The sequence below is a fragment of the Flavobacteriales bacterium genome (assembly GCA_020635855.1).
Taxonomy (GTDB): Bacteria; Bacteroidota; Bacteroidia; order JACJYZ01; family JACJYZ01; genus JACJYZ01.
Window position 1 is genome coordinate 469610 of the sequence record JACJYZ010000002.1, and the last position, 22235, is coordinate 491844.

At 37.3% G+C, this 22235-nt stretch carries 16 protein-coding genes and 1 pseudogene; all 17 read left to right on the plus strand.

The window, feature by feature from the left end:
- The first annotated feature begins 11 nt into the window (after positions 1-11).
- The 17 genes and pseudogenes from H6585_02020 to H6585_02100 all read left to right on the plus strand — a co-directional run bounded on the left by H6585_02020 (position 12) and on the right by H6585_02100 (position 22230).
- Positions 12-869, plus strand: a complete 858-nt coding sequence (locus H6585_02020; protein MCB9447105.1) for a class I SAM-dependent methyltransferase — start codon at positions 12-14, stop codon at positions 867-869.
- Between the two features lie 372 nt (positions 870-1241).
- Entirely contained in the window at positions 1242-1880 is a 639-nt protein-coding gene (locus H6585_02025) for a hypothetical protein (protein ID MCB9447106.1), read from the plus strand.
- 156 nt (positions 1881-2036) lie between these two features.
- On the plus strand, positions 2037-4283 hold the full coding sequence (locus tag H6585_02030) for a nitric-oxide reductase large subunit (GenBank protein MCB9447107.1): 2247 nt from the start codon (positions 2037-2039) through the stop codon (positions 4281-4283).
- 490 nt (positions 4284-4773) lie between these two features.
- Positions 4774-5184, plus strand: a complete 411-nt coding sequence (locus H6585_02035; GenBank protein ID MCB9447108.1) for a hypothetical protein — start codon at positions 4774-4776, stop codon at positions 5182-5184.
- 23 nt (positions 5185-5207) lie between these two features.
- The gene (locus tag H6585_02040) at positions 5208-5690 is read left to right on the plus strand and encodes a DNA starvation/stationary phase protection protein (GenBank protein MCB9447109.1); all 483 of its coding nucleotides are present in this window, start codon (positions 5208-5210) and stop codon (positions 5688-5690) included.
- A 7-nt stretch (positions 5691-5697) separates the two neighbouring features.
- Positions 5698-6429: a hypothetical protein gene (locus H6585_02045; protein ID MCB9447110.1), complete on the plus strand. Its 732-nt coding sequence runs from the start codon at positions 5698-5700 to the stop codon at positions 6427-6429.
- Positions 6430-6440: 11 nt separating this feature from the next.
- Positions 6441-7034 (plus strand): TetR/AcrR family transcriptional regulator, encoded by a 594-nt coding sequence (locus H6585_02050; GenBank protein MCB9447111.1) that lies wholly within the window; start codon positions 6441-6443, stop codon positions 7032-7034.
- A 1-nt stretch (position 7035) separates the two neighbouring features.
- On the plus strand, positions 7036-7497 hold the full coding sequence (locus tag H6585_02055; GenBank protein ID MCB9447112.1) for a hypothetical protein: 462 nt from the start codon (positions 7036-7038) through the stop codon (positions 7495-7497).
- Positions 7494-7784 (plus strand): hypothetical protein, encoded by a 291-nt coding sequence (locus tag H6585_02060; GenBank protein ID MCB9447113.1) that lies wholly within the window; start codon positions 7494-7496, stop codon positions 7782-7784. The genes H6585_02055 and H6585_02060 overlap by 4 nt, the downstream gene beginning before the upstream one ends.
- A 13-nt stretch (positions 7785-7797) precedes the next feature.
- Positions 7798-9132, plus strand: coding sequence for a TolC family protein (locus H6585_02065; protein MCB9447114.1), 1335 nt, complete (start codon positions 7798-7800; stop codon positions 9130-9132).
- An 11-nt stretch (positions 9133-9143) separates the two neighbouring features.
- Positions 9144-10199 carry an efflux RND transporter periplasmic adaptor subunit gene (locus tag H6585_02070; protein MCB9447115.1) on the plus strand — a complete coding sequence of 352 codons (1056 nt, stop codon included), beginning with the start codon at positions 9144-9146 and terminating at the stop codon, positions 10197-10199.
- 12 nt (positions 10200-10211) lie between these two features.
- A complete protein-coding gene (locus H6585_02075) occupies positions 10212-13298 on the plus strand; it encodes an efflux RND transporter permease subunit (protein MCB9447116.1) in 3087 nt (1028 codons plus the stop codon).
- Positions 13299-13699: 401 nt separating this feature from the next.
- Positions 13700-15490: a DUF262 domain-containing protein gene (locus H6585_02080; GenBank protein ID MCB9447117.1), complete on the plus strand. Its 1791-nt coding sequence runs from the start codon at positions 13700-13702 to the stop codon at positions 15488-15490.
- A gap of 150 nt (positions 15491-15640) precedes the next feature.
- Entirely contained in the window at positions 15641-16279 is a 639-nt protein-coding gene (locus H6585_02085; protein ID MCB9447118.1) for a hypothetical protein, read from the plus strand.
- A gap of 145 nt (positions 16280-16424) precedes the next feature.
- Positions 16425-17144 carry a hypothetical protein gene (locus H6585_02090; protein ID MCB9447119.1) on the plus strand — a complete coding sequence of 240 codons (720 nt, stop codon included), beginning with the start codon at positions 16425-16427 and terminating at the stop codon, positions 17142-17144.
- Positions 17145-18127: 983 nt separating this feature from the next.
- Positions 18128-19482, plus strand: a pseudogene (locus H6585_02095) (IS3 family transposase).
- Between the two features lie 642 nt (positions 19483-20124).
- Positions 20125-22230 carry an ATP-binding protein gene (locus tag H6585_02100; protein ID MCB9447120.1) on the plus strand — a complete coding sequence of 702 codons (2106 nt, stop codon included), beginning with the start codon at positions 20125-20127 and terminating at the stop codon, positions 22228-22230.
- Positions 22231-22235: the final 5 nt, after the last annotated feature.

Sequence of the window (22235 nt, forward strand, 5' to 3'; positions counted from 1 at the left end):
GAATAGTAATGATGGAAAAAATCAAGTCGGTGTATAGATTTCTATCACCAAAATTTCAGAGCATTCATTTAGAATACAAAGTAACTGCTAAACCAAGGTATGGGCATGGTAATCCTGCCCATACCCTTTTATTCGATTTAATAAACAGGAACAGACCTTTGTACAAAGACCTTTTAGAGTCATTCTTAAAATATATTGAAAGAATGCACGAAATTAAAGATTCAAGTAATGAAACAGATGAAAATAACCCTACTTGGAATAATGGTTTTCTGCCGGGACTTGATATTGTTGGTATTTATGGAATCATTGCAAAATATAAACCCGCAAGATACATTGAAATTGGTTCAGGAAATTCGACCAAAGTAGCACGAAAATCTATTAAAGAAAACAATTTAAATACTGAGATTATTTCCATTGACCCTTTCCCTCGAGCCAATATAGACCATTTAGCGGACAGGGTTATTAGAGAGCCTTTTGAAAACTTGTCTGATAATAAGTTCATCATTGAATCATTAATTGAGAATGATATTTTATTCATTGATAATTCTCATCGTGTTTTTCCTAATTCTGATGCAATGATTTGTTTTTTGGAGCTACTTCCATTTTTAAAGAAAGGAGTTATTGTGCATATTCATGACATATATCTTCCTTTTGATTATCCTCAATTTATGTGTGATAGATTTTACAACGAGCAGTATATGCTTGCGGCATTTATTTTAGCAAATCCCGAGAAGTTCAAAACTATTTTGCCAAATTATTTTATAAGTGAGGATGCAGAACTGGCAAAGATTATTTCACCTATGTGGAATCATCCGAACCTGACTAATGTAGAAAAACACGGTGGGTCATTTTGGTTACAGATAAATTAAAAATATCATTCCTAAAGCAAGCACTTTTGCAATTCGCACAAGCCAGTGCACAGACCCAAAATTGCAAAAGAGCTCGCTTTGCCAATGTAGAGAAAAATTGTTAAAAAAAAATCCCAACGCTAAAAAAAATAAAAATACACCAACGCACGATCCGATGCAAACAACAGACAATGGACAATGACACAGAAACTCAATTTTGACAAAGCACAAAGCGACACGGTGGACAGAAGGCCAGCAGGTAACAGCGTGTATGTGCAATAGCGGGTGAAGTGGTAAATCGAAGGTCTGTGCATTTAAGAAACTTTGTGCCAAACGGAAGAGTATGTGCTTCTAATCCGCTACTGCACATACACGCAAACCGTTGGGCACAATATGAAGACAATCACAATTTTATTCACGCTCCTGACTTTACTTTCATGTGGTTCTAATCAAAAAAAGGAAAACAAAAGGAACAATGAATTTACGCATGAAACTATCAAGTCAGAAGATTTCGAAAGGTATATTCTCGTAAAAGGAGAAAACCTTAAATCCGTAGAACAAAAATTGAAAGACTGGGGACAGCTTCCTGCACCAGGTAATGTTCATACGTACAAATTCGAAAAGGCCAAACTAGGTAACTGGACTGTGATTAAGTTACCAAAAGACTTAATGACCGATCATTACAATTACCACAATATGGTTTACTGGTTTTTAGGATTTCCACCTGAAGACGATAACTACGCAGATAACTCAGTTGGACTTTCAATAAGTAAAGAAGATTCTAAGACATACGTACTATACAATGATTACCAACTTCGACAAAAGATGAATTTGGAAGATGATATGTTTGGAGTTTTTGAAAACAACCAGAAATTCATTCTGAGCATCCCATTTGACGAATTCGAAAACTCAAGTTCACAGAAAATTTACAGCTTTCAAAAATTCCTGACAGATGAGGATATAGACATAAGTAAGATTAAAAATGAGAAGTTGTCCTTTACTGAATTTGACGTTGTATTTAATGAGAAATAAAAAATACTGTGCCCAACAAAACCTAAAGCTAATGCGGCCATTTCGTCTTCGGCAGACAAAGACGCGGTTAACGATGACGATCTCGGTTCTTTAGGAATTTACGGAAAGCCGCACTAGCTTTAGCCAAACCGTTAGCCAACATAAAAACAACATATCATGAAAAAACTTTGGATTTACTTCATATTGGTAGTTACGATTTCATTTGCCATTTTAGGATACTATGGAATTGAAATTTATAGACAAGCTCCCCCAATTCCCGAAAAAGTTGTTTCGACTGACGGAACAATACTTTTCACAAAACAAGACATTCAAGAAGGTCAACGAGTTTGGCAGTCAATAGGTGGCCAAGAGTTGGGAACAATTTGGGGTCATGGTGCTTATGTGGCACCAGACTGGAATGCCGATTGGATTCATAGAGAAGCCGTTTATATTCTTGACACATGGAGCAATCAAAATTTCAATAATGATTTCGAACAATTAAACGAAGAACAGAAAGCTGCTCTACAAGCAAGATTATCCAAGGAAATCAGAAAGAACACTTTTGATGAATCCATTGAAGTTCTTCATATCAGTGAAATTAGGCGAGATGCAATCAAGAATAATGTTGAATATTACTCAAAGCTTTTCTCTGACGACAAGGAATTAGCTGTCTTGAGAGAAAAATATGCTATGAAAGAGAATACGCTTTCGGATAAGACGAAGCTCTACCAGTTAAATGCGTTTTTCTTTTGGACTTCCTGGGCATGCTCAACAGAAAGACCAGATGAAAGTATAACCTACACGAACAACTGGCCTCCTGAAAAACTTATTGAAAACAGGCCAACGGGCTCTTTAGTACTATGGACTGGGTTCAGTATAATTATGTTGTTGTTAGGTATAGGTGTTTTAGCGTTCTATCAGGCAAAAAATCGTGAAGAAGAAATTGACGAATCACATTTATCGTCAAAAGACCCATTGAAGGGATTGAATCCGACCCCTTCAATGAAATCAACTCTAAAATATTTTTGGACAGTCTCTCTTCTTATTCTTGTGCAGGTTATTTTGGGTGTCATTACTGCCCATTATGGTGTAGAGGGGCAAGGGTTTTACGGCATCCCTTTATCTGAAATACTTCCATACACTGTAGTTCGTACATGGCATGTTCAAATCGCAATTTTTTGGATAGCTACTTCTTGGCTTGCGACAGGCTTATATATAGCACCAGCAGTTTCGGGTGTAGAACCCAAGTTTCAACGCTTAGGTGTCAATTTCCTTTTTATCTCGTTGTTGCTGATTGTAGTTGGTTCTTTAATTGGACAGTTGATGGGTGTGATGCAGCATTTCAATTTAAACACAAATTTTTGGTTCGGGCATCAAGGGCTGGAATACGTTGATTTAGGGCGGTTTTGGCAAATTTATCTTTTCATAGGTTTATTGCTTTGGTTAGTCTTAATGCTACGTGCCCTTGCACCAGCATTAAAAAGAAAAACGGCAGACAGAAACCTCTTAATTCTATTTGTTATTTCTTCTATCGCAATAGCCCTTTTCTATGGAGCGGGCTTAACATGGGGACAACATACTCATCTTTCTGTTATTGAATATTTCCGATGGTGGGTTGTACATCTTTGGGTGGAGGGCTTCTTTGAGGTTTTTGCAACAGTAGTAATTGCGTTTCTTTTCGTTAGAATGAAAATCATCAATATTGCAATTGCAACAAAAGCAACCATAGCTTCTGCCGCAATATTTTTAGCAGGTGGAATAATTGGAACTTTTCATCATCTCTACTTTACGGGTACCCCAACGGCTGTATTGGCTTTAGGTGCTACTTTTAGTGCATTGGAAGTCGTCCCATTGGTCTTTATGGGTTATGAGGGCTATCATAATTACAGAGTTAGCAAGGCAACTGAGTGGACTAAGAATTACAAGTGGCCCATTTACTTTTTTATATCAGTGGCATTTTGGAATTTGCTTGGTGCGGGAATATTTGGATTTATGATTAATCCCCCAATTGCCCTATACTATATGCAGGGACTAAACACCACTCCTGTTCATGGACATACCGCATTGTTTGGAGTTTATGGTATGTTGGGAATAGGATTGATGCTATTTGTACTTAAAGGTCTTTCAAAACAACTTCCATGGAAAGAGCTAGTTATTAAGTTTTCATTTTGGTCTTTAAATATTGGCTTATTACTCATGGTTCTATTGAGTGTGCTACCAGTAGGACTTGCACAGACTGTTGCAAGTGTTGATGAAGGGATGTGGTACGCAAGATCTGCAGAATTTAATCAGCAAGATTATATTCGTATGTTTAAATGGTTAAGATTTATTGGTGATACGATTTTTGCAGTTGGCTCTATTGCCTTGACGTATTTCGTTTTTGGTTTGAAATTCGGATGGTCGTTGAAGAAAAGTGAAAACTAACGTTGGCTAACAAAGTGTATAGTTAATGGCGGTTTTGTACTGTACAATTAAGATTAAATCATTTGTCCAACATGGTGCTTAAACGAAAGTTTGGTACTTCGAAATTCGCCACTAACCATACACAAACCGTTGTAAGCAAGCTTAAAGAACGACAGTACTCCGTAAAACAAGACATCTGAAAATCGAACTTTGACATTTTAACATAAACTTACGGACTGACTTTAACGACAAACAGACCGCCCTGATTGTTTTAAAAATTTTCCCACCGCACATTTTAAAAAATATTTTTAGCCAGCCACACATTGGCACATTTGGGGTTTGCCCCCTCACACAACCTGAAACACATACAAACCCCAAAAGAGCCAATTACCCACCGCACCAGATGATTTTCGTCATATTTTAAGGTTTTCTCAAAAAAAACTTGCAAGTGTGAAAACAATTCATTTTTCTTTGCAGAGTGAATATTCACTTACTTTAAAATATCGACAAGATGAACGGTAAAAATAACATAGCAATTGGCTTCCTGACAATGGGGCTTTTTATGGCTTACGGCTTTCTATTAATCTACCTGCGTGACTTCGCTCCGGGTAAAGAAGAATGGGTAAACTCATACAGTATCGGCAAGCATTTTGAAAGCAGACTGGCTCATGTTCACGGGAACTTGTTCGCCTTTCTAAACATCCTAATTGGCTATTTCCTTCTACATTTCAGAGACAAACTTCAAAACGTGAAAGCTATTTCTTGGTTGGCACTTACGGGTTTATTAATGCCAATAGGAATATTAACAGAAGTGTATTTTGGCTTACCTCCTGCTTTAGTATTGATTGGTGCAATTGCAATGACCGCATCTGTAATTTGGTTAGGAGTTGCGTTTTTAAAAATGAAATCTATCACTCAATAATTAACAAACTTAAAATACATAAAATGAAAAATTTAAATTCAATTGGTTTGCACCAAGACAAAGCCGAAGAATTGGCAAATAAATTAAACGAGTTACTCGCAAACTATTCAATTTTTTATCAAAACACAAGAGGCTTTCACTGGAACATTAAAGGTGAAAAGTTTTTTGAACTGCATTTGAAATTTGAAGAACTCTACAATGATTTGTTGCTAAAAATTGATGAAGTAGCAGAACGCATATTAACATTGGGACATACGCCCGAACATAGCTATTCTCAATACGCTAAAACATCAACCATAAAAGAAAGCCAGAAAATTTCTGATGGTTTGATTGCAGTTGAACAAATTCTTGAAGGATTTAAAACAACAATCGTTATGCAAAGAGAAATTCTGGCATTAGCTTCTGATGCAAATGATGAAGGAACAAATGCTTTAATGAGCGATTACATTCGCTTTCAGGAAAAACAAGTATGGATGTATTCAACTTTTTTAACACAAAGTAAATAATATGACAATGGAAACAAATAACAAAAACTTAGAAACCTTAATTAAGTTGAGACATTTATCAGAAGGTTTAAATTCCAATTGGGAAGCGTTAAACACGGCAAGAGTTAAAGTAGCTCATTTGCTTGATGAGGCAAACAACATTGTAAAAATGTTTGGAAGTGATTTAGGAAAAAGCAAATTTCAGGAAGATGTAAATTTAATTGCTTCTTTGAAAGATAAAATTGAATCTCAATTAGCCTATTTTAAAAATAAGATTGAAAGCCAATCTAGTAGTGATAGTTTGGAGCTTTATAAAGATTTTCTGTCGAATACGGAATCCGTTTCTTCTATATTTACAAAAATTGGCAAATATCCTGATGACCACTTTTCAGGGATGAACAGTGCGGATTGGTTTGGAGTTTGGGCTGTTATTCAGTCTAATATCTATACTGTTCAGGGCATCGGTCATTCTGCATTTGTTCAACTACAGATGTTTGAAAATTTCAGTAAACAAGAGATTGACGACCTTACAAAAGAGATTATAAAACACATTCCAAAATCTTACCATATTGAAGATGCTATTCAATACAAACAAGAGTATATGACAGCTTTAGCTCAAATGGAAGAAGAAGCGAATAAAAAAGATAATCTTTGGGATCGTTTTTTAAATTTATTAGCGGGAAATATCCCATTCAAGCAGACTCCACAGGAACGTGTAATGATGATGCGATGGGTAAATGGTGAGAAAGGCGAACTTTAAAAAGCGAAAAAATGACAACAGAAACAATTTCTGACAGACAACTTGAAATTATTGAAGCAGCAGGAAAAATATTGACTGCTTCGGGGATAAGTGGGCTAACAATTAAGAATTTGGCTAAGGAAATGAAATTTTCTGAAAGTGCCATTTACAGACACTTTACAAGCAAGGAAGAAATCATAATTGCCTTACTTGATTATCTTGCTCAAAGTATGGATGAACGCTATACAAACGCAATTTTAAGTGAACAATCGCCCGAAGAAAAATTTACAACGCTATTTCAAAATCAATTTTCATTTTTTAAAAAGAACCCTCACTTTGTAGTGGCAGTTTTTTCAGACGGATTAATGGAAGAAAGCCAACGTATCAACGAAACCATATCAAAAATAATGGCGGTAAAAATGAAACATTTGATGCCCATTATTTTGGAAGGACAGCAAAAAAACATTTTCACCAATTCCATTACTTCTGAAGATTTAGTTCATATCGTGATGGGTACTTTTAGGCTTCAAATGTACAAATGGAGAGTTGCTAATTTCCAATATGACATTATTCGAAATGGAAATGACTTGATACTATCACTTTTAACAATCATAAAAACAAAGTAAAATGAATAAATTAATCTTAGCATTTGCCGTTAGTAGCTTATTACTATACGGTTGTGGTAATGCTTCAAACGAGAAATCGAATAATCAAACAGAAGTTGCCGAACACAATGACCATCAGCACGATGATGAAAGTAAAGCCCTTAAACTCAATAGTGGTGTAAAATGGGTTGTGAATGAGGAAATGAAACCGTTTATCCTTGAAGCAGAAAGTATTTTAAATCAACACATTGAAAGCCAATCCCAAGATTATCAAGCTTTAGCTGCCCAACTTAAAGAAAAAAATAGTGGGCTAATAAAAAGTTGCACAATGAAAGGCGAAAGCCACGATGAATTGCATAAGTGGCTGCATCCGCATATCGAATTAATAGAATCCCTGTCAAATGCCGAAACCGCAGAAGAAGCAAATAAAATTATTACCAATCTTCAGACATCATTTTCAACATACAATCAATATTTCCAATGAAAAATTTGATAGGATTACACCAACAAGAAAAAGAAGTTTCAGCAGTAAACTTATTCAAAGGCGAACTTGGGACAGCTACCGCCATTCAACTTGTACGAAATGGAACTTTGAAAGAACACATTACCAAAACACCTGCTCTTTTGCTATGCGTGAGTGGCTTCGTGACTTATGAAGATGAAAACGAACAGGAAATACAACTTGAACAAGGAGATTATTTGAGCATCACACCCAATTTGAAACATTGGCTTTATGCCTCCGAAAAATCTCAACTCATATTATTGAAATAAAAAAATTTGATCAATGAAGTTAGTAAATGTTCACAAACTTTCTTTTATTCTATTATTGATAATAATAGGATTGCAATCTGCACAAGCACAAACTTGGTCGTTGCAACAATGTATTGACACTGCTCAGGTTCATAATAAAAGCCTGCAAATGAGCCGAAACAAAATGGCTATTGGTGAGCAAAAAGCGAAAGAAGCGAAAGCTAATTTAATCCCAAAGGCAACTGTCAATGCCGATTACAAATATTTTACAAATCTGCCCTACCAACTTTTGCCTGTGAATGCTTTTAATCCTGCACTACCCGAAGGAGAATTCAGAGCAATGAAATTTGGCGTTCCTCACAACATCAACGCAAACTTGCAACTCTCAATGCCATTGTATAATCCACAAATTTCCGGAGCCATTCAAACCACAAAAATCGCTTCGGAATTGACAGACTTGCAGTACCAAAAAACGGAAGAACAAATCTATTTTGAGATTTCAAATCTGTATTACAATGCCCAAATTCTGCATCATCAATTGGCTTTTATTGACAGCAATCTGATTAATGCAGAACGACTTCTAAAGAATATGCAATTGCTCAATGAACAATTGCTTGCCAAAGGAACAGATGTAAGCAAGGTAAAATTGCAAGTATCGCAATTAACTACCCAAAAAGAAACCATCAAAAGTAAATACGAGCAAGTTTTAAATGCTTTGAAATTTGCTGTGGGTATTTCTATCGAACAAAATCTGCAAATTGAAGCAAACATTCAATATCAAAACACAAATGAATACACTCCTGCATCCATTTTAGATATTCGTATCATAAAAACTCAAAACCGATTATTGTCGAGTGAAATAAACACACTCAATAAATCAAGGTATTTGCCTTCGCTTAATCTTGTTGGAATGTATGGAACAACGGGCTTTGGCTATAACGGACAACCTGTTTCCTTTCTTGATTTTTATCCGATTGGTTTTGCAGGTATTCAATTGACCTATTCACTATTTAACGGAACAGTTACTCAACGAAAAATCAATCAGAAAACGCTTGAACTCCAAAATAATGAACTTCAATTTGGAATGCTTACCGAGCAAAACAATATGCAAGTTGAAAATGCAAAACTACAAAGAGAAGTCGCTAAAAAAAACGTAGAAACCACAACTGAACAAATTCAATTAGCTCAAACAATCTATGAGCAAACCGTTCTTCAACAGAAACAAGGAACGGCAAGCTTAACGGATGTTTTACTTGCAGACAACGCACTACACGAAGCACAGCAAACCTACCTGACTGCGGTAATCGATTACCTAAAAGCAGATCTAGAATTAAAAAAACTTACAGGAAACATTTCACTCAATAATTAAAATCAGTCAAAATGAATTGGAAAAAAATAATAGGTATTGTAGTCGCAGTAGTGATTGTTGCATTATTTGTTTTTAAGCTCAAAACAAACAAAAATATTGCGGAAGAAAGAGTCTATCAATACGATAAAGAACAAGCTATAAATGTTCAAGGAGATACATTGCAACTTGAAGTTATAAATGCAGAATCTTCATATACAGGAACATTTCAACCAAATAAGGAAACCAAAATAAGTGCTGAACTACAAGGTAAAATCAATACCATTTTAGTTGATGCTGGAAGCGTGGTAAGCAAAGGACAACCTTTAATTCTATTGGATAATTCATTGCTGAAATTGCAACTGCAAACTATTGAAGTGCAAATAGAAGGATTGGAAGCAGATGTAAACCGCTATACCATTTTGGCTGAAGCAGATGCCATTCAAGGAGTTCAATTGGAAAAGGCGGAATTAGGTTTGAAATCTGCAAAAGTTCAAAAAGCAACTTTGTTAGAGCAGATAAGCAAAACCACTATTAGAGCTCCTTTTAGCGGAGTGGTAACTGCTAAATTAAGTGAAGAAGGAGCTTTTGCTGCACCAGGCGTTCCATTGCTCCAAATAACGGACATTACCACTTTAAAATTCACCGTAAATGTTCCCGAAAAAGATTTAAGCCAGTTCAAATTAAATCAAAGCTATTCTCTTTCGGCAGATGCCTATTCTGAAATTTTATTGACTGGAAAAACTACTATGATTGGTAGTAAAGCCAATATGGGCAGTAGTTTTCCTGTTCAGATTACGGTAAATAACACATCAGATTTGAAAATAAAATCTGGGATGTTTGGTAAAGTTTTACTCAAAAGCGAGACATCTGGAAATGGAATTATCATACCGTCATCTGCCATAAAAGGCACAGAGAACCAACCCCAGGTTTATGTTGTGAAAAATGGCAAAGCCCTTTTGCAAGGCATCACTATTTCAAAAAAGATACAGAACAATGCAGTTGTTTCAAATGGATTAAATGAAGGTGATGTAATTGTAACAAATGGCTTAATCAATCTTTTTGATGGGGCGAATGTAACTGTTAAATAAAATCAGCGAAAAATGAATATTACAGAAATATCAATCAAACGTCCATCGCTGATCATAGTGCTTTTCAGCGTACTTACTTTATTAGGTTTTATAGGGTATAAAAACTTGAGCTACGAATTAATGCCTGATTTTAATCAGCCAGTAGTTGTTATCAAAACAGTTTATCCGGGTGCTGAACCAAATGAAGTAGAAACATCTGTTTCACGAAAAATCGAAGATGCTTTATCCAACTTGGAGGGTGTAGATTATTTGGTTACGAAATCATTGCCTAATGCTTCTATCATCATCGCGAATCTGAACTACGGAACCGACTTGGACAAATCAATGCAAGATGCACAACGCTATATTGATAATATTCGGAAGGATTTACCGGACGAGATATTGAGTCCTGTAATGAGCAAAGTTTCGCCCAATGATTTACCGATAATGTCTATCAGTGCAACAAGTAACTTGTCTGCTACCGAGTTTTATCAGAAAATGAAAGATGATTATCTGCCACAAATTCAGCAAATAAAAGGGGTAGCAGAGATTACTGTTTTAGGAGGAGAGGAAAGAGAAATACAAGTTAAAATCGATCAGGAAAAGCTGAAACTATATAAAATATCAATGCTTCAGGTTGTTGAAGCAATTAATCGTTCTGGCTTAGACTTACCTGCAGGAAAGGTGCAAACCGATAAGGAAAGTAATTCAGTTCGTTTAACGGGAAAATTCACATCTATTGAGGATATTAAAAATGTCCAGGTCGCTATGCCTGTTTTAGGAAGTCCAGTTTATGTAAAAGACATAGCAGATGTAATTGATGGTATAAAAGAAACGACTTCCATCAGTCGATACAATGGAAAAGATGGGATTGGATTACTGTTGAAAAAACAAGGCGATGCAAATGCAGTAGATGTTTCAAAAGCAGTTCGGGAGAAATTACAATCCATTGAACAACAACATATAATTTCGGGTGTAAAGTTTGTTATTGCAGACGATAGCACCGACAACACGATTGCAGCCGTAAATTCCGTTGTTTTTGATTTAATCTTAGCAGTATTATTGGTGTCGTTAGTAATGCTTTTATTTCTAAGAAGTTTTAGAAACTCCTTAATCGTTTTGGTTGCCATTCCAACATCTTTAGTTACTGCCTTTGCCGTGATGTGGCTTTTGGGTTACACCTTAAACTTAATGACCTTGCTTGCAATGTCTTTAATCATCGGTATTTTGGTAGATGATGCTACCGTAGTTTTAGAAAACATTCAAAAACATTTGGACAGAGGAAAAGATAAACGAACGGCTGCAATGGATGGTAGAATGGAAATTGGCTTTGCCGCTTTATCCATCACCTTGGTTGACGTTGTAGTTTTTTTACCTATTCTTTTTCTACAAGTGTTTGTTGCTGATATGCTCAAACAGTTTTCGGTTGTAGTAGTAACTTCCACTCTCACCAGTTTATTGGTTGGTTTTACTTTAACGCCTTGGATGGCTTCTCGTATTGGTAAAAAAGAAGACTTACAACCTACCAATTTTTTTAATCGTTTTTTGCTTTGGTTTGAAGTTCAATTAGAAAACTTTAATGAATGGTATGGTCGAAGATTAGAATGGGTATTGAGCCATAAATTAGCTTTTACAGGTATCGTTATTGTGCTTTTTGCAATGACTTTAGGAATTATGAAACAAGGAATTATCGGTAAAGAATTAATATCAACTGGCGACCAAGGAAAATTTAAAATGGTATTAGAATTTGATAAGTCCACATCTATACATCAAAACAATTTAATTGCTCAAAAAATTGAAACATACATTATTCAACAACCCGAAGTAGCAACTGTATTCAGCAATATTGGCGGTCCAAGCACCGGCATTGGAAGTTTAGGCGTAGGTTCAGCAAATAAAACTGAATTTACAATTCAATTAAAATCCAAAAAAGAATTGAATAATTTACCTACCGAAACATTTATGAAAAATCTACGGGAAGAACTAAAGTCAAAATTTCCGACTATCAATTATTCAATGGCAGCATTGGGTTTAATTCCACGTTCTGCACCAATTGAAATTACGTTAAGCGGAAGCAATTTGGATTTGGTGATGAAAACAGGCGATGAATTGAAAACAGTAATAGAAAAAATTCCCGGTGCGGATAATGTTCGCTTATCCGTTGAAGCAGGTAGTCCCGAATACAAAATAATTCCCGACCAAGATAAAATGCAACGATTGGGTTTAACAACCGCTTATGTTGGATTAAACCTAAGAACTGCCTTTACAGGAAATGATGATGCCACTTTAACCGAAAACGGAACTGAATATCCCGTGAGAATTTGGTTAGATGAATTTAGCAGACGAAATTTTGAAGATGTTCAACAACTTACTATCATTAACCCTATGGGGATACCAGTTGAAGTTTCACAGTTTGCAAACGTAGAGCAAGACAATTCTCCGTCATTGTTAGAACGAAAAGACCGCCAACCAGCAGTTACACTAACCGCAGACGCATTAGGAAGGCCTTCAGGAACTGTAGCAGACGATGTAGTGGCTTATCTTAAAGAAAATCCATTGCCAAACGGAATACAAATGACTTGGGGAAGTGACATCAAAAGACAGAATGATAGTTTTGGAGCATTAGGTTCCGTTTTACTCATTTCGTTTTTGCTGATATACCTGATTATGGTAGCACTTTACGACAGTTTTGTTTATCCATTTGTAGTATTATTTTCTATTCCAGTAGCAGCTATTGGAGCATTTTTCGCTTTGAATTTGTCGTTAAGCAATTTGAGTTTATTTGCCTTGCTTGGGTTAATTATGCTAATGGGCTTAGTAGTAAAAAATGCTATTCTAATTGTGGATTTTACTAATCAATTAAAAGCAGAAGGCAAACATTTTAAAGAAGCCTTAATCATAGCAGGAAAAGGACGTATGCGACCAATTCTAATGACAACGCTTTCAATGGTAGTTGGTATGCTTCCTATTGCAATGGCAACAGGAACAGCAGCAGAATGGAAAAACGGTTTGGCTTGGGTAATCATTGGTGGGCTTCTATCATCCCTAGTTTTGACTGTGTTTTTAGTTCCTATGGTTTATTATTTAGTGGACACCGCGAAAGAAAAGCTCAACAGATGAAAATAGCCATCACACAGGTGTAAGCACATCCCGAAGAAAAATCGGGAAGAGCTTACACCTTTACCACCCAAAGAAAAATTATTTTTTAAAATTCCCTTCCCTTCTAAAATTTTTAAAACCTGCCGACAAGAAAGCCAGACAAAAAGTAAATCAGACAGTTAAAATGACCATTATAAGAGACTTACCAAGACTTGAAAAGAAAGAAAGCCAGCTTACAACATTGTATAAGAGCAATAGCGGTTTGGGTACTCAGCTAAACCGTTTTTGCTTTTAATTAAGTATCTTGTTATCCGAAAAATTAGTGCGTTAAATCCGCTACTGCTCTTATACTTGACCGTTGGCTGTCATTGTAAAAGAACCGTCACCAAAAGAAAAATCACGAAAGAAATAGAAAAAAATTAATGCAAAAATATTCAGTAAACCAACACCTAATCGAAACGATTTTGGCTTGGGTAAATTCAGGCGAAATCGCAATTCCAGAAATTCAAAGACCATTTGTTTGGGACAGTTCAAAAGTTCGTGATTTAATGGACAGCCTTTATCAAGGTTATCCGGTCGGTTACATCATTGCTTGGCGAAATCCAAATGTAAAACTCAAAGACGGAAGTTTAAGCGAGGGAAAAAAAGTGTTAATTGACGGACAACAAAGAGTAACGGCTTTGACTGCCGCAATTCTCGGTCAATATGTCATCAATAAAACCTATCAAAGAGTAAAAATCAAAATTGCATTCAATCCTATTGAAGAACGTTTTGAAGTTCAAAATCCAGCAATTTTAAAAGATAAGACTTGGCTTCACGACATTACAGATGCATTTTCGGGAAAAATCAGTTTATTGAAATTAGTACGTGATTACTCGGCATTGAATCCCGAAATTGACGAAGATTTAATCGAAAAATCATTTTCGCAACTCATCGGAATCGTCAAAAAACCAATAGGAATGATTGAATTAACCTCCGATTTGGACATTGAAACGGTTACGGAAATCTTTATCCGAATCAACTCAAAAGGAGTTGTTTTAAGCCAAGCCGATTTTGCGATGAGTAAAATTGCAGCCGATACCGACAATGGTGGAAACGAATTGAGAAAAGCGATTGATTATTTTTGCCATTTAACCATTGCTCCTGATTTTTACAAGCACATTGTAGATAACGATAAGGAATTTGCAAGAACAACTTACTTTCAAAAAATGCAATGGCTAAAAACTGAAAACGAAGACCTTTACGACCCAGATTATACTGATTTAATCCGTGTTGCGTTTACTTCACAATTTAATAGAGGACGACTTTCGGACTTGGTAAGTTTACTTTCAGGTAGAAATTTTGAAACAAGAACATATGAATCCGAAATTGCACAAAAATCATTTCAAACTTTAAAAAATGGCGTTGAGAATTTTATCAATGAAACCAATTTTAAACGGTTTTTGATGATAATAAAATCGGCTGGATTTATTTCTCCAAAACTCATTCGTTCTCAAAATGCGATAAACTTTGCTTACATCCTTTACTTGAAACTAAAAGACCTTAATGTAAATTCGGTTGATATTGAAACCTATGTTAGACGTTGGTTTGTATATTCAATTTTTACAGGACGATATTCAGGTTCGCCTGAAAGCACGTTTGACTTTGACATCAAGCAAATTTCAAACAAACCGTTCAACGAAATTTTAATGGAACGTGAAGAAGCTGAACTTTCGGACGCTTATTGGAACGCTTCACTCCCACAAAGTTTAGACACTTCTGTTGCAAGTAGTCCTTATTTTCACGTATTTCTCGCTTCACAAGTAAAAGCAAACGACAGAGGGTTTTTATCAAAGGACGTTTTGATTAGCGACTTGATTTCGCTTCGAGGCGACATTCATCATTTGTTCCCAAAAGACTATTTGAAGAAAAACGGATTGGACAGAGGAAAATACAATCAAATTGCTAATTACGTTTATATGCAGTCGGAAATCAATATAAAAGTCGGAAACAAACCACCGAAAGAATATTTTGAGCAAATAAAAACTCAAATGATTGAAAATAACAAACAAGTTAGCGGAATTTCGACCGAGCTTGAACTTATGGACAATCTAAAACAAAATTGCGTTCCAATAGAAATTATGGAAATGAATATTGACGATTACCAAGACTTTCTAATGCAACGAAGAAAGTTAATGGCGAACAAAATGAAAGATTATTATTTTGGACTCTGAAAATAAACAACGAACAGCCAACAATGGCTATAAACAATTGGGGCGTAAGTCATTAAACGAAACTATAAACGTAAAACAAAAGTCAGTGCTAAACTGAAAATTAGGGCTCAAAATCCCCAACTGTTCATAGCCGAGACCGTTGGGCACAATATGAAGACAATCACAATTTTATTCACGCTCCTGACTTTACTTTCATGTGGTTCTAATCAAAAAAAGGAAAACAAAAGGAACAATGAATTTACGCATGAAACTATCAAGTCAGAAGATTTCGAAAGGTATATTCTCGTAAAAGGAGAAAACCTTAAATCCGTAGAACAAAAATTGAAAGACTGGGGACAGCTTCCTGCACCAGGTAATGTTCATACGTACAAATTCGAAAAGGCCAAACTAGGTAACTGGACTGTGATTAAGTTACCAAAAGACTTAATGACCGATCATTACAATTACCACAATATGGTTTACTGGTTTTTAGGATTTCCACCTGAAGACGATAACTACGCAGATAACTCAGTTGGACTTTCAATAAGTAAAGAAGATTCTAAGACATACGTACTATACAATGATTACCAACTTCGACAAAAGATGAATTTGGAAGATGATATGTTTGGAGTTTTTGAAAACAACCAGAAATTCATTCTGAGCATCCCATTTGACGAATTCGAAAACTCAAGTTCACAGAAAATTTACAGCTTTCAAAAATTCCTGACAGATGAGGATATAGACATAAGTAAGATTAAAAATGAGAAGTTGTCCTTTACTGAATTTGACGTTGTATTTAATGAGAAATAAAAAATACTGTGCCCAACAAAACCTAAAGCTAATGCGGCCATTTCGTCTTCGGCAGACAAAGACGCGGTTAACGATGACGATCTCGGTTCTTTAGGAATTTACGGAAAGCCGCACTAGCTTTAGCCAAACCGTTATATGCCACTTTATGACGATAGAACAATACGACATAAAAACTAATATCAAAATCGGACGAGAGATTTATGAGAACATACCTAACGACATTAGACCAGGTTGGGCAGGACTTGTTTTGTCTCGTTTTGACCATTACATAAAAAACATTCCGACTTCAATTAGTGAACTTTATCCAATCATAGACGACAAAGACCGATGGAAAGAAGCTCACAAACAATTTACCAAAATCAGAGTATTCGGACTTGAAAATAAAAATTACGAACCTGAAAATTATTTAAGACTTGCAGAACTTGTAGCCAAAGTAACATACAATGCTTCGGGACAATCTGCTCCGTTTGACAGCGACAGTGGACACTACATTGCAAGTTTGGCTCTCAAAGCAACAGAATATTTTGACGACAATAGACTTGAAGAAGAAGTTAAATCTGCAATTCTGTTGTTTAGTCGCAACAAGAAGTTCAAAGACAACTTAACATCAGCTAAAGACTTTTTGCTTTACAAAAAAATTGACGACATACTTTGGTTTGACTGGGACCCAATTGGCATTAATGACCTTGCACCAAGAGACGAATATCAAGGTTACGTTCCTGAAATCTTCGGACTTGTAAAAGCAAAAGCGGACAGACAAGAAATTGCAAACAAACTTCACAAACTTGAAACGGAAAATATGGGAATGAGTGGAACAATTGAAAACTGTTTGACCATTGCCGACAAAATATTAAAAGCACAATGACAGAAAGAAAAGCGGCATATAACATCGGTTTGGCAATATGGCGGCTGAAGTGCTTCTATGAAACATTTGTGCAAGGTTCAACAGCAGTAATTCTATTGAACTTTTGTGCTGAAAATCCGCCACATCGCCAAGCCGAGAACCGTTGGGGCACATGCAAAAAAAGACAACGGACACATTGACAATGACGAGTAACAAAAGACATATCGTTTTACAAACCGACTGTACGACCGGACTAACTCGATTTGACCAACCTTGTAACCGGACAAGGACAATGATGACTAACAAGAAAGAAAAAAGAAAAAGCCCCCGCTTCACATTTTTGAAAATTTCTGCCAACGCACATTTGGCACATCCCGCTTTTCCAACGCACATAGCCACCACGACAAAAAGCGGGAAGAGCCAAATTTTGCCAACGCCTAATACTGAGAATTTAACCAACTTTAGTTAATTTTGCGACTGTGAAAATTCTCTCAATCATACTTTCAATCTACATCGTTGCACTCAACGTGCAGCCAATAATGGATGTGATTGATTATGGTAACGAAGACATCTGTATAGCATCCATCCACAATTCAGATACAGAGAACCAGCAACCCATAGAGAATGAGGAAGATGGCTGCAATGACCTATGTAATCCTTTCATGTCCTGTACAACATGTCTAGGATGTACAGTTCCAGTTGCTATTTTATTTTCGGAGCCATTCGAAAATCATGAAACACAACTGACCTTCTACAAGAACTTCAATTCCCTTCAATATTCCGGTTCTATCTGGCAGCCGCCTAAGATTGGATAATGTTTAAAGTGTTTTCGGCATAAATGCCGAAAGCGGTGCTGCGCACCGCCAAGTTATTTTTTTAACATTATCAATTGTCCAGCGTAAGCAAAATTCGGACTGTTAAGGTACAATAGTTTAGTCACAGTTTTTTACCTTGAAAGCTAGCTTTCAAGGTAAAAAACCGGAACCTTGAAAAACAGTCCAAACATGAAAAAGAAAGATCAAAGTCCCGAAGCGGTAGTCCGTGAGATCAAACGCAGGACCCGCCGCAAGTTCTCCGCTGAGGAGAAAATCAGAATCGTACTGGAAGGCCTCAAGGGCGAGCTATCCATTTCAGAGATATGTCGCCGTGAAGGTATTGCCGCCAACCTCTACTATCGCTGGAGCAAAGACTTCCTGGAAGCCGGTAAGAAACGGCTTTTAGGAGATACCCTCCGAGAGGCCAACACCACCGAAGTGGATCATTTCCGCAAGGAGAACAGCCAGCTGAAAGAAGTGGTCGCCGAGCTCACCCTGCAGAATAGGGTCCTAAAAAAAAGTTTGAGTGGGGACGCTTAAAAAGGCAGCGGTATATGCGATACAGTCAATCAGAGAAAATGGAGATCATTTCCATAGTGGAAAACAGTGATCTGAGCGTACGGGCCACCCTGAAAGAGCTGGACATTCCCAAGGCGACTTTCTATGACTGGTACGACCGGTATCTGCGGGAAGGGTTTGAAGGACTGGCTCCCAAGAAGCGGGCGGCAAGAAGCCAGTGGAACCGGATCCCCGATGAGAAACGCCAGGAGGTGGTAGAGCTGGCCCTGGACATGGAAGACCTCTCATCCAGAGAACTGGCCTGGCACATCGTAGATCACCGGGGCTGGTATATCAGCGAGTCCAGCGTGCATGCCATTCTCAAAGAAAGAGGGCTGATCACTGCACCGGCCTTTGTGGTGGATCATGCTGCCAACCAGTACAAAGACAAGACCTCCCGGGTCAACCAGATGTGGCAGACCGATTTCACTTACCTGAAAGTAGTGGGACACTGGGGATGGTATTACCTCTGCACGGTACTGGATGATTACTCCCGCTACGTGATCCATGCCGAACTATGCACCAACATGGCAGCCGATGACGTACAGCGCAATATCGATAAGGCCATTGAGATCACCGGTGTGGTTCCTGACAAAACCACACAGTCTCTCAAAGTACTCAGCGACAATGGCCCGTGTTACATCGCCAAAGACCTGGCTGACTTCTTCCAGGACAGAGAGATCAAGCATGTGCGCGGAAGAGTCCGTCATCCACAGACCCAGGGAAAGATCGAGCGCTGGCATCAGTCCATGAAGAATGTGATCAAGCTGGACAACTACTATTCACCCGATGAGTTGCGCCAGGCACTGGCTGAGTTCATTGAATATTACAACAACCGTAGATACCATGAATCACTGGAAAATCTCACCCCTGCCGACGTATTCTTCGGCAGGGATAAACAGATCCTGGCCAGACGAAAACAAATCAAAGAAAGAACCATGAAACAAAGAAGAAAATACCACCGTCAGCAAATGTTAAATCTATGACTTAAATTAGATCGCCTTTTGTCCGGATTTGTTTTAAGACGCACATTCTGGTGAACTGGTTAGACTCAAGCTATCCGGATTTGATAATCGGGACTATTGTATTTCTTGTAGTAGCAAGGGGAGCGTACAGGATAATGCAACTTTCTAAATAATGCCAACGCATCAGTCACACACATTGGCTGGCCGCTCAGAGCCGACCCGCAGACCAAAGCCAGCCAAAGAGTGTGCCTGTCCACCCTAGAAAAAGAAATTTTCAAAAATGCCCCACGCGCGACTGAAACGAGACAAAGACAATGGCACAGAGAACAGCTACGGACAATTTAACCGGTTGACAATGTGGACATAAGAATAAAATAAAAAAGCACGATGCCCCAACAAAGTGTATAAGCAATAGCGGGTGAAGTGATAAATTCAAGGTCAGTGTATTTAATTAACTTTGGTGGTAGCCGGACAGGTAATCGCCTTGAAATCCGCTACTGCTCATACACAGAGCCGTTGGGCAACATGCTAAGAAGCCAACGCGCAAACAGGCACATTTGGTTTTTGCCGACACGTAAAGCCAACGCTAAAAAACCAAAAGAGCCTGTTTTTTAGCCAACGCACGGACGAAAAGTTAAATTTGACAACGAAGAAATTGTAAATATGAGCATAGAACAAGGACTGAACTCAAGACGAGAAAACGACAAACAGGTTGAAAGCCAACAATGGTTTCAAAAACTAATTCAGGCTGACCAATATGTTGGTGACATCTACTCAATTAACTATGAAACAGCGAGAGTAATCATTCATGACTTTTATAGAGAAAAAGTTGGTGGAATACCAAGTTTGAGTTTCCTAATTGCAACACGAGTAGACCCAAGCAAACCTGATATTGACTTTAAAAAGGAAGATGCTTCATTTGTTCTTTTGCGGGTAATGGATGCAGCAGCATTGCCACAAGACAAAGAAGCAGAAAGAATAAGAGTTGAAACGGCTCAAAGAATTAGCGGAGAGACTGAAAAACATTGGGATGACGCAGGTTCAATGGACTTGCGGACTAAAAATATTCTTGGATTTGCAGGTGTTCAATGCCGAATTATTGGAACATTCTTTCTCGAAGAAAACGGACACAATGGTGAAGCACCTCTAAATCTGAAATTTGGTAGCGATATTTCCAATTACTATCCCAACAGGGGACTGAAAGTCTATAAGCCAAACGGTCAGGCACTTGAACAAATCGTAAACTACGCAGACCCTACAAGTATTCAGGATCATATCGAAAAATATGGAAATACCGAAAGAGTAAAGCTTGGTTTTGTTCGATATGCTTCGACAAATCGCAAATATCAGCAAATTGATGATGTTCCTGTTTATATCTATCCTGCGGACTTGCTATCTCAAAAGTCTGCATTATTCGGTATGACCCGAACAGGTAAATCAAACACGACCAAAATTATTGCCAAATCCGTGTTTGAATTAAGGACAAATGAAAATCCAAACGATAAACCTCTAAGAATAGGGCAAATTATTTTTGACCCAAATGGTGAGTATGCAAATGAAAATGTTCAGGACAATAATTCCGCACTAAAAAATGTGTGGCAACTTTTGCCAAATGGAGTAAAGTCAGACGAAGTGGTTACCTATGGAATTACAAGACATCCGAATGACCCTGAACGAACTTTAATGCTTCTAAATTTCTTTGAAACAAGTAATACACAAATTGGAAAAAGCATCATCGATAGCATCTTATCGGAAGATAGCACTAATTACATCAGGCAATTTTGCCAAGTCAGTTTTGATGAACCTGACCCCAATGACCGAAGTGCTACAACACGTTACAATAGACGATTATTAGCTTATCGTTCAGTGTTAGCCAGAGCAGGCTTTCAAGTTCCTCAAAGTTTAAGAGCAAGCACAAGGGGGCTTTTTAATCAAGACTTGCTCACTGCCCTGCAAACAGGACGGAATAACAATCCACCAAACCCTGAATATGTATCAGCAGCACAAGTATTTTCAAACCCAAGCCCTTCTTGGGGACAGCTTGCCAATGCATTTGAAGCATTAGATAAATTCATCCGAGATAGTAGCAGCAATTACACAACCTTTGAAAACGCCTATGTAAGTCGTCCAAATGGTTCAGGTGACAGATGGGCTGATGAAGATTTGAAAAAAATTATAGGCATCTTCCAATATCCGAACGGAACCAGAAAAATCGGTAAAGCGGCAGAACAACATAGTGCGGACACAACAAGTGATTATGCAGAAGATATATACAACCACCTTGTTCAGGGTAAATTGGTAATAATTGACCAATCAAGTGGCGAACCTGAACTCAATAAATCTTCGGCAACACGCATAATGACAAAAATTTTCAAAGAAAATCAAAGAAAATTTGTTCAGGGTGAGACCAACATTCCTGAAATCTTAGTTTACGTTGAAGAAGCGCACAATATTCTTCCCGCAGGTAATGATTTGGACTTATCAGATATATGGGTTCGGACTGCAAAGGAAGGCTCAAAATATCGCATCGGAATGGTGTATGCTACTCAAGAAGTGAGTAGCATTCAAAAGAACATTCTTAAAAACACTGCCAATTGGTTTATTAGCCACTTGAACAATACAGATGAAACAAAGGAACTATGCAAGTATTATGATTTTGCAGACTTTGAACCATCAATAAGACGAGCACAAGACAAAGGCTTTTTAAGAGTAAAAACATTAAGTAACCTATTTGTCATTCCTGTACAAGTGGACAGGTTTGAAGTTTAAATGCT

Bases quoted from the DNA above. Each gene is read 5' to 3' on its own strand.
- H6585_02070 (MCB9447115.1), top strand. From the start codon at position 9,144: ATGAATTGGAAAAAAATAATAGGTATTGTAGTCGCAGTAGTGATTGTT.
- H6585_02050 (MCB9447111.1), top strand. From the start codon at position 6,441: ATGACAACAGAAACAATTTCTGACAGACAACTTGAAATTATTGAAGCA.
- H6585_02055 (MCB9447112.1), top strand. From the start codon at position 7,036: ATGAATAAATTAATCTTAGCATTTGCCGTTAGTAGCTTATTACTATAC.
- H6585_02080 (MCB9447117.1), top strand. From the start codon at position 13,700: ATGCAAAAATATTCAGTAAACCAACACCTAATCGAAACGATTTTGGCT.
- H6585_02030 (MCB9447107.1), top strand. From the start codon at position 2,037: ATGAAAAAACTTTGGATTTACTTCATATTGGTAGTTACGATTTCATTT.
- H6585_02025 (MCB9447106.1), top strand. From the start codon at position 1,242: ATGAAGACAATCACAATTTTATTCACGCTCCTGACTTTACTTTCATGT.
- H6585_02085 (MCB9447118.1), top strand. From the start codon at position 15,641: ATGAAGACAATCACAATTTTATTCACGCTCCTGACTTTACTTTCATGT.
- H6585_02065 (MCB9447114.1), top strand. From the start codon at position 7,798: ATGAAGTTAGTAAATGTTCACAAACTTTCTTTTATTCTATTATTGATA.
- H6585_02060 (MCB9447113.1), top strand. From the start codon at position 7,494: ATGAAAAATTTGATAGGATTACACCAACAAGAAAAAGAAGTTTCAGCA.
- H6585_02090 (MCB9447119.1), top strand. From the start codon at position 16,425: ATGACGATAGAACAATACGACATAAAAACTAATATCAAAATCGGACGA.
- H6585_02100 (MCB9447120.1), top strand. From the start codon at position 20,125: ATGAGCATAGAACAAGGACTGAACTCAAGACGAGAAAACGACAAACAG.
- H6585_02075 (MCB9447116.1), top strand. From the start codon at position 10,212: ATGAATATTACAGAAATATCAATCAAACGTCCATCGCTGATCATAGTG.
- H6585_02040 (MCB9447109.1), top strand. From the start codon at position 5,208: ATGAAAAATTTAAATTCAATTGGTTTGCACCAAGACAAAGCCGAAGAA.
- H6585_02020 (MCB9447105.1), top strand. From the start codon at position 12: ATGGAAAAAATCAAGTCGGTGTATAGATTTCTATCACCAAAATTTCAG.
- H6585_02035 (MCB9447108.1), top strand. From the start codon at position 4,774: ATGAACGGTAAAAATAACATAGCAATTGGCTTCCTGACAATGGGGCTT.
- H6585_02045 (MCB9447110.1), top strand. From the start codon at position 5,698: ATGGAAACAAATAACAAAAACTTAGAAACCTTAATTAAGTTGAGACAT.